5 protein-coding genes are annotated in these 12527 nt (G+C 69.2%); 4 read left to right on the forward strand and 1 reads right to left on the reverse strand.

Annotation, left to right across the window (positions count from 1 at the left end; translation table 11 throughout):
* Positions 1–143: 143 nt before the first annotated feature.
* From ACF1ED_RS19720 to obgE, 4 genes are all read left to right on the forward strand, one after another.
* Positions 144–7022 (forward strand): polymorphic toxin-type HINT domain-containing protein, encoded by a 6879-nt coding sequence (locus ACF1ED_RS19720; protein ID WP_391762082.1) that lies wholly within the window; start codon positions 144–146, stop codon positions 7020–7022.
* 916 nt (positions 7023–7938) lie between these two features.
* Complete coding sequence (rplU, locus tag ACF1ED_RS19725) at positions 7939–8259, forward strand: 50S ribosomal protein L21 (RefSeq protein ID WP_030494089.1); 321 nt, start codon at positions 7939–7941, stop codon at positions 8257–8259.
* Between the two features lie 14 nt (positions 8260–8273).
* The gene (rpmA, locus tag ACF1ED_RS19730; protein WP_030494090.1) at positions 8274–8528 is read left to right on the forward strand and encodes a 50S ribosomal protein L27; all 255 of its coding nucleotides are present in this window, start codon (positions 8274–8276) and stop codon (positions 8526–8528) included.
* 111 nt (positions 8529–8639) lie between these two features.
* Entirely contained in the window at positions 8640–10079 is a 1440-nt protein-coding gene (gene obgE / locus ACF1ED_RS19735) for a GTPase ObgE (protein WP_391762084.1), read from the forward strand.
* 111 nt (positions 10080–10190) lie between these two features.
* Here the strand turns inward: obgE and ACF1ED_RS19740 are convergent, their stop codons facing one another.
* Positions 10191–12347, reverse strand: a complete 2157-nt coding sequence (locus ACF1ED_RS19740; protein WP_391762086.1) for a PIG-L family deacetylase — start codon at positions 12345–12347, stop codon at positions 10191–10193.
* Positions 12348–12527 lie beyond the last annotated feature (180 nt).

Genomic DNA, 12527 nt, shown 5'->3' on the forward strand with positions numbered 1-12527 from the left:
GGTCGGGTGGGTCCGCCCCGCGCGGGGCGGACCCACCCGACCTCCTTCGAAACACTTTCCCTTCCTGTGGAGATGTACTGATGCCTCTACGCGGCCGATTGCTCAATCGGCGCATACCCAAGCGAACGTTCGGGCCGATCGTCGTGGGCCTCGCCCTCGCCCTGTCGGCCTCGACCGTCCAGGCGGTCCCCGCCCTCGCGGAAACCGCCGCCGGCACCACCCAGCGGCCCGGCGTCCAGGACTTCGGTGACCCGGTCGAAGGAACCGGGGCCACGGCCAGGAAGCGGCCGGCCGACGCCACGGCGAAGGCCGCGGTCAAGGAACTGGACAAGGCCGTCTGGCCGGGCGCCGGCAGTGCCGAGGTCGCCGTGCCGGCGACCGGCACGGCCGCCGCGGTCCGGGTGGGCGGACTTCCGGTCACCGTCACCGTCCCGAAGGCGGCGGCGCGGAGCTCCGCCGCCTCCCCGTCCTCCCGTCCGGGAACGGACAGCCGGGCCGAGCGGCCGTCGAAGATCAAGGTCGACGTCCTGGAACCCGGCCGGGCCGCCCGCCTCGGCGCCGGCGCCCTGCTGCGTGTCCAGCGGACCGACCGGTCCGCCGACGGCGGCCAGGTCCGCCTGAGCGTCGGCTACTCCGGCTTCGCCGAGGGCTTCGGCGGCAGCTACGGATCCCGCCTGCGGCTCGTCGAGCTGCCCGCCTGCGCGGCGGTCGCCGACCCGGGCACGGCAGCCTGCCCCGACCTGCCCAAGCCCTTGAAGACGCTGAACGACGCGCGGACCGGGACGGTCTCCGCGGACGTCACCGTCCCCTCGGACGCCTCCCTGTCGGCCGCGAGGACGGCCGAGGGAACCCAGAGCGGCACCATGGTGGCCCTGGCCTCCGGGAACTCCTCCGCCCAGGGCGACTACGCGGCCACGCCGCTCGCCCCCTCGGCGAAGTGGAACGTGGACACGTCCTCCGGCGGCTTCTCCTGGTCGTACCCCCTGCGCACCCCGCCGACCCCGGGCGGTCTGGTGCCGACCGTCGGACTCGGCTACTCCTCGCAGTCCGCCGACGGACGCACCTCCGACACCAACAACCAGGGCTCGTGGATCGGCGAGGGCTTCTCCTACGAGGCCGGCTACATCGAGCGGCGTTACAAGCCCTGCTCCCAGGACGGCCAGAAGACGTCCGCCGAGCAGTGCTGGGCCTTCGACAACGCCACCGTCATGCTCAACGGCACGTCCACGGAGCTGATCCGGGGCGACGCCGACGGCAAGTGGCGGTTCGCGGCCGACGACGGGGCCACCGTGGAGAAGGCCGTCGGCGCCCCCAACGGCGACGACAACGGTGAGTACTGGAAGATCACCACGACCGACGGCACCGAGTACTACTTCGGCAAGAACCGCCTGCCGGGCTGGACGACGGGCAAGGAGGAGACCTCCTCCGTTTGGACCATGCCGGTCTTCGGCGACGACTCGGGCGAGCCCTGCTACAACGCGACGTTCGCGAGCGCCTGGTGCCAGCAGGCCTGGCGCTGGAACCTCGACTACGTCAAGGACCGCCAGGGCAACGTCATGTCGTACTACTACGGCAAGGAGGTGAACCACTACGCCCTCAACGGCAAGACCGACGTCAACGGCACCCCCTACGCAGCCGGCGGCTGGGTCAAGCGCATCGACTACGGCCAGCGCGAGGCGAGCCTCTACACGGCCTCCGCACCCGCCCGGATCGTGTTCGGCACGAAGGAACGCTGCCTGCCGACCACGGACTTCACCTGTGCGCCGGGCGACTTCAAGACCGCCAACGCGGCCCACTGGCCGGACGTCCCGATGGACCGGTACTGCGCGCCGAGCACCAAGTGCAACGCCACCCAGGTGGCGGCGTCCTTCTGGACCCGCCAGCGACTGGTCTCGGTCACCACGCAGATCCGCAAGGACGCCACGACCTACGAGGACGTGGACGCCTGGCTCCTGACCCACCAGTTCACCGACAACGGCGACCAGTCGAAGACCCTCTGGCTTTCCAAGATCGACCACGAGGGCCGCAAGGGCGGCGTCGCCAAGGTCCCCTCGGTCCAACTCATGGGCACCCAGCTGGCCAACCGCGTGGACGGCATCGGCGAGAGCATCGCCCCCTTCCACCGCTTCCGGCTCTCCACGATCCTGAGCGAGACCGGTTCGCAGCTGGACGTCAACTACGCCCCGGCGCAGTGCGCCAAGGCGTCCCTGCCCGCACCCGGTTCGTCCACCCAGCGCTGCTACCCGGTCGTCTGGTCCCCGCCGGGATACATCGACCCGATCACCGACTGGTTCCACAAGTACGTGGTGTACAGGGTCATCGAGACCGACCGGACCGGAGGCGCCCCCGACCAGGTCACCCAGTACGACTACGAGGGCGACGCGGCCTGGCGCAAGGCCGAGCCCGACGGCCTCACCGAGGACAAGTACCTCACCTGGGGCGGCTGGCAGGGCTACGGCAAGGTCAAGGTGACGACGGGCGGCGCCGACAGCCGGCCCACCCGGATCGACTACACCTTCTTCCAGGGAATGGACGGCGACAAGAAGGCGGACGGGACCCTCCGCTCGGAGACGCTCACCGACTCCGAGGGCGGCACCTACACCGACCACAAGGAGTTCACCGGCCAGGAGCTCGAGGTCGCGACCTACGACGGCGACAAGCTCGTCTCCAAGACCATCAAGACCCCGATGCGGCACTACACCGCGACGGACACCAACCCCTGGGGCACCACCCACGCCTTCTTCACCAAGACCGTCAAGAGCCGCGGCTACACGGTGACCGAAGGGGGTGACGGGCGCCGCGAGACCGAGACGAGCACCAAGCACGACCTCGCCAACGGCGGCCGGGTGTACGAGACCGAGGACCTCGGTGACCTGTCCACCGCCGCGGACGACACCTGCACGCGCACGTACTACGTGGACAACACCACGGTCAACATCCGCTCCCTGACCTCGCGGGTCGAGACGGTCTCCGTCAAGTGCGCGACCACGCCCGACCGCCGGACCGCGGTGATCTCGGACGAGCGGACCTCCTACGACGGCCTCGCCTTCGGCGCCGCGCCCACGGTGGGCAACGCCACCAGGACCGAGCGGATGACCTCCCACAACGGGACCACCGCCACCTACCAGGCCACGGGCACCACCACCTACGACGGCTTCGGCCGGCCGACGTCCCAGACGGACGCCGCGAGCGTCGAGACGAAGACCGCGTACACCGACGTGAACGGCCTCATCTCCCAGGTGAAGGTCACGAACGCGCTCGGACACGTCACCACCACCGACTACGCCCCCGCCTGGGGCCAGGCACGGGGGCAGACCGACCCGAACGGCCGGCGCACCGACCTCGACCGGGACCCGCTCGGGCGGCTCACCTCGGTCTGGCTGCCGGACCGCTCCAAGTCCACGGGCATGACCCCGAGCATCAAGTACTCGTACGCCTTCCGCCTCGACAAGCCGATCTACGTCAAGACCGAGAAGATCGAGATCGACGGCTCGTACGGAGCCGAGTACCAGCTGTACGACAGCATGCTGCGCCCCCGGCAGCTCCAGACCGAGGGCCCCGACGGCACCCGCATGGTGGCCGACACCTTCTACACGCCGACGGGCAAGATCGAGAAGGTCAACGCCACGTACAACGCGGCGGGCGCCGCCTCCGGCGAACTGCTGATCGTCCGCAACGGCGACGTCGGCGCGCAGACCCGGTACGAGTACGACGGCCTGGGCCGGACCACCGCGGAGATCTTCGCGGTCTCCGGCGGCGACCAGTGGCGCACGACGTACGTCCACGGCGGCGACCGCGTGCACATCGACCCGCCGGTCGGCGGCACGCCGACCACGACCCTGACCGACGCGCGGGACCGCGCCACGGAGGTGCGCCACTACAAGGGCGCGTCCCCGGTGCCGACGGCCCCGGCGACGGGCTACGACACGACCACGTACGCCTACACGCCCGCCGGCGCCCTGAGCAAACTCACGGATGCCGCGGGCAACACCTGGACGTACACCTACGACCAGCTCGGGCGCCTCAAGGAGGCCGTCGACCCGGACTCCGGCAAGCGCTCGATGACCTACGACGCGGTCGACCGGCCGCTGTCCGTCACGGACGCCCGCACCAGGACCGTGTCGACGGTCTACGACAAGCTCGGCCGGCCCGTGACCACCTGGGAAGGAGCTCCGGACACCGGCACCAAGCTCACGGAGCAGCGCTACGACAAGGCGGGCTGGCTCGGCCGGCAGTGGGCCTCGCAGCGCTTCGTCAACGCGACGGAGTACTTCGCCACGATCGTCCAGGAGATGGACGAGTTCTACCAGCCGATGAAGACGGCCTACACGGTCCCCGCGTCCTCGGGCACGGGCCTGGCCGGCACCTACGTCTTCGGCAGCGCCTGGAACCGGGACGGCACCAAGCAGAGCGACTCGCTCCCGGCGGCCGGCGGCCTCACCGCCGAGACCCTGGCCTACGGCTACGACGCCATCCAGCGCCCGACGACCATGACGGGCACGACCCCCTACGTCACCAACGCCATCTGGTCCGGCCGGACCCTGCTCCAGCAGCTGGAGCTGAACACCGGCGGCCCCCAGACCTGGCAGACCTTCGAGTACGAGACCGGAACCGACCGCCTCAAGCGGTCGACGGTGGACGTCTACGGCTCCACCACCGGCCCCGCGAAGCTGGCGAACTACTCCTACGACCAGATCGGCAACGTCAGGTCCATCGCCGACACCGCCGGTGCCGGCGCGCCCGACCTGCAGTGCTTCGCCCACGACTACCAGAACCGCATGACGGAGGCCTGGACGCCCGCGACCACCAGGGAAGCGGCGGACGCGGCGGGCACCGTCGGCAGCCAGGTCCCGGTCTCCGGCTCCGGCCCGGCCGCCTGCGCCCAGGCGCCCGGCAGCACCGCCCTGGGTGGTCCGGCGCCGTACTGGAACTCGTACACCTTCGACGCGGTCGGCAACCGCCTGTCCGAGACCGCGCACCACACCGGTCTCGACGCGACGAAGGACACGAAGCGCACCTTCACCTACAAGGCGGGGACGCACCGGGTCCAGAGCGTCCTGGAGAAGACCCCGACGGGTGAGCAGCAGTACTCCTACGGCTACGACGCCGCAGGCAACACCACCACCCGCACGATCGGGGGCGACACCCAGACCCTGGAGTACGACGCCTTCGGCAAGGTGATCCGGAACAGCGAGCCGGACGACGTCACCACCCCCGCGCAGAACGAGGCGTCGGAGACGACCTTCCTGTACGGCGCCGACGGCAGCCGCATCCAGCGCAAGGACGCGACCGGCACCACGGTCTACCTGCCGGGCATGGAGCTGCGCCTCGACGCCGGGGCCACCACGGCGAAGGCCACGCGGTACTACTCCTTCGCCGGCCAGACCGTCGCGATGCGCGACTCCGCCAACAAGGTGTCGTTCCTCGCGTCGGACCACCACGGGACGGGCGAGCTGGCGATCGACGCCGTGACCGGCGCGGTCACCCAGCGGCGCAGCGACCCGTACGGCAAGGACCGGGGCACCCCGCAGGGGACCTGGCCGGGGGAGAAGGGCTTCGTCGGCGGCACGATCGACGCGTCGACCGGCCTGACGACCATCGGAGCCCGTGAGTACGACTCGTTCCTGGGCAAGTTCATCACCCCGGACCCCGTCGTCGACACCAACGACGCCCAGCAGCTCAACGCCTACGCCTACGCCCACAACCGCCCGGTGACCTCCAGCGACCCGACGGGTCTGTACGACCCGGAGGAGCGGTCCCACTGCCAGAGGCACCCGAACAGTTGCACGAACGGAAAGATCAATATCGGTCAGACGAAGGAGGAAAAGGCGCAGGCCGACGCCAAGGACGCCGTCGATGACGCCCAGAAGGACGTCGACGCGGCGGAGCAGCAGGTCGGCGGCGCCAAGGAGAAGGTCAAGGGAGCGGCCAAGGAGATCACCAAGATCCTCATGGACCAGCTCGGCATCACGGCCGGCCTCGACTGCTTCGCCAGCGGCGACCTCGGCGCCTGCGGCGAGACGATCCTCAACGTCGCGGGCAGCTTCGCGGGCGGCATCGCCGGCAAGATGCTGGCGAAGTACGGCGCTCCCTGGCAGTGGGGCAAGGCCGCCCAGCTGATCAAGCGCGTGGTCGGCCTCGCGGGCGACCTGGTCGACGGCGCCAAGGCGTGGTGGGAAGCGTCGAAGACGGTCAAGAAGGCCAAGGGGGCGCTGGAGAAGGCAAAGAGCAGGCTCAAGAAGCTGTGTCCCACGCCGCATAGCTTCCTACCAGGCACGGCCGTGCTGCTGGCCGACGGAAGTACCAAGAAGATCGAAGACGTCGACATCGGCGACGAGATCACCACGACCGATCCGTCGACCGGTAAGACCGTGACACGCACGGTGGTCGGCACCATCGTCACCGAGGACGACAAGGACTTCGTCGACCTCACGGTCACAGCGACGGACGGAACGAACTCGTCCCTCGTCTCGACGGTCACCCACCCGTTCTGGGTGGAGAACGAGAAGCGCTTCGTCAGGGCCGGCGACCTGAAGCCGGGTATGCTCCTGCGCACCCCGCAGGGCCTGACGTTCCCGGTGACGGACCTTCGTTTCTTCACGGAACGCCAGCGCACGCACGACCTCACCGTCAACGACGTGCACGCGTACTATGTCCTCGCAGGCAGCACGCCAGTACTCGTGCACAACAGCTCGGGTAACGCCTCTATCGATGACTTTAGAGGCGGCTACTACTTTCATACGGTGCTGAAAACAGCCCAAGGAAACATAGACGTCGGGGCCTTCGTCGAGATCGATGGAAATAAGCTCACGCTAGACAATGTGTCTATCTATGGAGCGGACGGCGATCTTCCCCGAGGCTCTGTCGGGCCAAGTGATTTCTTGGCCCTCAAGAGAAAGGTCACCGACGCGGCTGCGGCCCAGGGATTTGAGAAGCTTGAGGTTAATTGGCTTCGCACCAGCTCAGGTCCGGAGAATGGAAAGTCGGGGAAATGGAGTATCGACCTTCCTAAGGGATGCTAGCGAAAGCTCACCAAATGACGGGAAGGGTATCTGTATGGATAGGTACTCAAGTGCGCTGAGTTCAGTGCGCAGAGAACTTGAGGATGGTGCTGGCCACGAAGCCATCCTGATGAAGTTGAAAGAGGCGGGCCTATCGCAAGTCGAATGCATTCGCGCCGTTGTGGATCTCGGATTGAGTAGTCGGTCGGATGCCAAGCGTCTGGTTCATTTCAGTCGGGCTTGGTCGTCAGCCAGAATTCAGAGCGAGCGCTTGCATGATAGTCTCGAAGGTCTAATGGGTGAAAATCCGTAAGCTAATCGAGATTGTCGCGGAAGCTGATCGGGCTGGCTTATTTCGGCTCCTGATTTTCGTGCCAATATAAGCTCAACGGCCTGCGCTCAAAAGATCCTCGATTCTGGAGAGCTCGTAGTGAAGCCCCGTCAGTCGTCATGCTGGCGGGGCTTCTTGACGGCGGCTGGACAACTTGATGGTCGAAAATTTCCACGCGTGCCATGTGCTGGCGGAGCGGACTCCGATTTTCGTTCACAACAGCGGAGCGGGTCCTGACCGAGCCACATTCTCGAAAAGTTCGAGCATCGGTTCTGAATCATCCGGACGCGACCTTCTGCAATGCGCTTTAGTCGATGAATTGGCGGGTTGATTATTCTGAAATCAACCCCATTGCTGAGTGTGATCAGCCATCACCGTTCGTATGTCGTTCGAGATCCTTCGGGTGGTTCCCGCCCCGGTTTGACCACGTCAAGGTGCCGCCCGTAACCTAGACCGTCGGCGTGTCTGTGACGCGCCGCACCCCTGAGCACCCCCCTCCCGCCCGCCGGGAGAGGCCGCTCGTCCGATCCGGATCGCCGTGGACCCCCGGGCCCGCGCGTGGGCGGCTGGCTTCAGGGGTTTCCGTCGAGTGAGAGAGAGATCCGCGTGTACGCCATCGTGCGCAGCGGTGGTCGCCAGCACAAGGTTGCTGTCGGCGACATCGTTGAGGTTGACAAGATTTCCACCGCCAAGCCCGGCGACACGGTCGAGCTCTCGACCCTGCTCGTCGTCGACGGCGACGCCGTGACCAGCGACCCGTGGGTCCTGGCGGGCATCAAGGTCCAGGCCGAGGTCGTGGACCACACCAAGGGCGCCAAGATCGACATCCTGCGCTACAAGAACAAGACCGGCTACCGCCGTCGCCAGGGTCACCGTCAGCAGTACACGGCGATCAAGGTCACGTCCATCCCGACGGCCGCGAAGTAAAGAGGGACTGAGCAATGGCACACAAGAAGGGCGCATCGTCCACCCGGAACGGTCGCGATTCCAACGCCCAGCGGCTCGGCGTGAAGCGCTTCGGCGGTCAGGTCGTCAACGCCGGTGAGATCCTGGTCCGTCAGCGCGGCACCCACTTCCACCCGGGCTCGGGTGTCGGTCGCGGTGGCGACGACACGCTGTTCGCCCTGCAGGCCGGTTCGGTGCAGTTCGGCACCTTCCGTGGCCGCAAGGTCGTGAACATCGTTCCGGTCGCCTGATCGGACGCTTCGCGGAGGCGGACCTCACTTCCCGGCAGGGAAGAGGGTCCGCCTTTCGCGTGTTACTAGATAGACATTCCGTACGAAGCTGATTGCTGGAGGCACAGAACCATGACCACCTTCGTGGACCGCGTCGAGCTGCACGTCGCCGCGGGTAACGGGGGCCACGGCTGCGCCTCCGTCCATCGCGAGAAGTTCAAGCCGCTCGGCGGCCCCGACGGCGGCAACGGCGGACGTGGCGGCGACGTGATCCTGGTCGTCGACCAGTCGGTCACCACGCTCCTGGAGTACCACCACTCGCCGCACCGCAAGGCCACCAACGGCAAGCCCGGCGAGGGCGGCAACCGCGCGGGCAAGGACGGCCAGGACCTCGTCCTGTACGTGCCCGACGGCACCGTCGTCCTCGACAAGAAGGGCGAGGTCCTCGCGGACCTGGTCGGCCACGGCACCACGTACGTCGCCGCCCAGGGCGGCCGCGGCGGCCTCGGCAACGCGGCGCTGTCCTCGGCCCGCCGCAAGGCCCCCGGCTTCGCGCTGCTCGGCGAGCCCGGCGACCTCGACGACATCGTCCTGGAGCTGAAGACCGTCGCCGACGTGGCGCTCGTCGGCTACCCCAGCGCCGGCAAGTCCTCGCTGATCTCCGTCCTCTCGGCCGCCAAGCCGAAGATCGCGGACTACCCCTTCACGACCCTGGTCCCGAACCTCGGCGTGGTGACGGCCGGCTCGACCGTCTACACCATCGCCGACGTCCCCGGCCTCATCCCCGGCGCCAGTCAGGGCCGCGGCCTCGGCCTGGAGTTCCTGCGCCACGTCGAGCGCTGCTCGGTCCTCGTGCACGTCCTCGACACGGCCACGCTGGAGTCCGACCGCGACCCGCTCAGCGACCTCGACACCATCGAGGAGGAGCTGAAGCAGTACGGCGGTCTCGACGACCGTCCGCGCATCGTCGTCCTCAACAAGATCGACATCCCGGACGGCCAGGACCTCGCGGACATGATCCGCCCGGACCTGGAGGAGCGCGGCTACCGCGTCTTCGAGGTCTCCGCGGTCGCCCGCACCGGCCTGAAGGAGCTCTCCTTCGCCCTCGCCGACATCGTCGGGAAGGCCCGTGCCGCGAAGCCGAAGGAGGAGGCGACCCGCATCGTCATCCGCCCGAAGGCCGTCGACGACGCCGGCTTCACCGTCACGTTCGACGAGCAGGAGGAGGTGTACCGGGTGCGCGGCGAGAAGCCGGAGCGCTGGGTCCGCCAGACCGACTTCAACAACGACGAGGCCGTCGGCTACCTCGCGGACCGCCTCAACCGCCTCGGCGTCGAGGACGCCCTCCTCAAGGCGGGTGCCCGCGCCGGCGACGGCGTCGCCATCGGCTCCGAGGAGAACGCGGTCGTCTTCGACTGGGAGCCCACCCTCATGGCCGGCGCCGAGATGCTCGGCCGCCGTGGTGAGGACCACCGCCTGGAGGCCCCCCGTCCCGCCGCCCAGCGCCGCCGCGACCGCGACGCCGAACGGGACGACGCGCAGCGCGAGTACGACGACTTCAACCCGTTCTAGCGGGACCGGCCCCGGCCGGCGGGCCCGGGCGCCCGTCCCGGCGGGGCCCGTCCCCCTCGACGAAGAACCCCCGCTCGGCCAAGGCCGGGCGGGGGTTCTCGTGCGTGCGGGTCAGGCTTGCCGGAGGTGCGAGACGACCGGGGTCGCGTTCAGTCCGGTGGCGACCACGACCGTGGAGCCGGGGGACGTCAGGGTCGTGGGGACGCCGACCGAGACGGCGGTGTCGCGGGTGTGCACGCCCAGCGTCTCCCTGCCCCGGACGTCGTAGACGAGCCCTTCGCCGCCGCCGCCCGGCACCGCGATCAGCAGGTCGTCCGCGTGCGGCCGCCGTCCGCCGACCAGGCTGACGCGGCCGTAGGCCGGGAGGTCGACGTACGCCACGGTCGTCCAGTTCTTGGGCGCGCCGGCCGCCAGCCGCTCGACCCGCAGGCCGCCGCTCGCCACGCCCCGGTACGCGAGCAGCACGGAGCCGTCCGACGCCGTCACCGCGTTCGGCACGTCGCCGGGCTTCGCCACCAGCCGGCGCGAGCCCTTGCGCATCCCGCCGGACGGGGCGCGCTGCGTCCAGTGCTCCACCCAGCCGGAGGACGCGGCGAAGAGGTGGATCAGCCCCTTGCCGTCGACCGTGGCGGAGAGCCCCTCCTGGACCCGCCCGCCGGGCAGCGGCCGCCACGGCGACCAGTGGCCGCCGCCGGTCATCACCCGGGTGCTGACGCCCTTGTTGCCGTTGCGCACGAAGAGGTGGACCCGGCCGTCCGAGCCGGTGACGGCCGTCGGCGTGCCGGCGAGCCGGGTGCGCCGCGCGGCGCTCTCCGGGTTGCCGAGGCTGGTCCAGCCGGGCTCGAAGGGGCCGCCGGGCGTCTCCTGCCGCAGCATGACGACCTCGCGCACGTTGCGCTCCGTCGATCCTTCGAGCCGCGCGAAACGCAGGCCGAAGACCAGCAGGCGCCCGTCCGGGCCCGTCGTGACGGAGATCGCGGGGGCGAGCGGGCCGCCGCCGAGGTCCTCGGGGGGTCCCGGCTTCCCGGTGACCGGGTCAGTGGTCCAGCGGGCGAGCCGGGTCCCGACGACCCCGAACACCCAGACGTCGCCGTCGCGGTTCCGCACGGCCTGGGGTCCGGCGTTCGGGTAGCGCCGGTGGGTGCTGCGCACCCAGCCCTTCGCCGACTTCAGGGTCCGGCCCCCGCCGATCGCGTAGTCGCCGCAGCCGCCCTCGTTGCCGCACTGCCACGAGGGGTCGCCGCCGTACGCGTCGAGGGTCTTGGCCTTGAGGGCGACCGTCTCGGGGGAGAGGTTGTGCGGCCAGCGCTGGTTGTAGTAGCCCCGGTAGGCCTCGGTCTGGAAGACCGGGACGCCGCGCGCCGAGCCCGCGGCCCAGTCGGCGAGCGCACGCCAGGTGAAGAGCGCCGTGGCCGTGTGGTCCGGGTGGTCGGAGTAGTTCGGCTGGTCGCTGCCGCGCGGGTGCAGCCGGTCGTGCAGCTGGTGGTCCGGGTCGGGGTCGAGCGTCCGCACGAGCGTGGGCCGGTAGCGGCGGAGCAGTGAGACAAGTGTCTCGATGAGCTCGTCACGGCTGTACGAGTACGACGCCGAGACCGGCGAGCCGGTGCCGGGCTGGGTGGGGAGGCGGGTGCCCGGGGTCTGCCACAGGGCGGTCATGTTGACCGGCCGGCCCAGCTGTTCCGTGTGCATCCGTACGTTGAGGAAGATCAGTTCGGCGTGCCGGCCCTGGTGCTCCAGCCGGTTGAGCTCGGCCCGGCGGCCGCCCGGCAGCAGCACCTCGGTGCGCTCCCACGGGGTGAAGAGCGGGACGCCGAGCATGGAGGCGTACGCCTGGCGCAGGCCCTGCTGGCGGGAGGAGACGTAGCCGGGTATGTCCGCCGGGGGCTCCGGCAGGCCGGGTATCGCGTTGAGCCCGAAGGAGCCGCCGTCCGTGACGTACACGGAGACCAGGGGTATCCCCTGGGCCAGGGTCTGGGCGACGTCGGGGTTCATGAAGAAGAGGTCGTCGTCCGGGTGGGCGACGATCTGCATGACCCGCGTGGCGGGGGCGGGGGCGAAGGCGGCGCGCCGCTCCGTGCTGGTCCGGCGCACGGGCGCCGTGGGGTCCGCCGTGCCGCCGGTCGTGCCCGTGCCCGTACCCGCGGCCAGGCCGGTTCCCGATCCCTTCGAGCATCCGGCGAGCACTCCGGTGAGTGCGGCGCCCGTCAGGCCCGCGAGCACGCTGCGTCGGGTCGTGCTGCGGCGCGGTGCTTCGCTCCGGCGGTCCATCTTTTCCCTCTCGTGTAGAGACGACCCGTCGGAGTCGCCACACAAGTGAAGAGGGAAATGGAAAGGAAAGGTTTCAAAAGATCAGGTGATGATCATCACAGGAATGGCTGAATCTTGGGTGAACTTGCCCAGGGTTCCCATCCTTGGCATCATCCGAGGCTGACTGAGTCAGACCTAATG

The organism is Streptomyces sp. NPDC014656 (genome assembly GCF_043084305.1).
Classification (GTDB): domain Bacteria; phylum Actinomycetota; class Actinomycetes; order Streptomycetales; family Streptomycetaceae; genus Streptomyces.

Coding starts and splice junctions, on each gene's coding strand:
- rpmA (WP_030494090.1), top strand. CDS start 8,274: ATGGCACACAAGAAGGGCGCATCGTCCACCCGGAACGGTCGCGATTCC.
- obgE (WP_391762084.1), top strand. CDS start 8,640: ATGACCACCTTCGTGGACCGCGTCGAGCTGCACGTCGCCGCGGGTAAC.
- ACF1ED_RS19740 (WP_391762086.1), bottom strand. CDS start 12,347: ATGGACCGCCGGAGCGAAGCACCGCGCCGCAGCACGACCCGACGCAGC.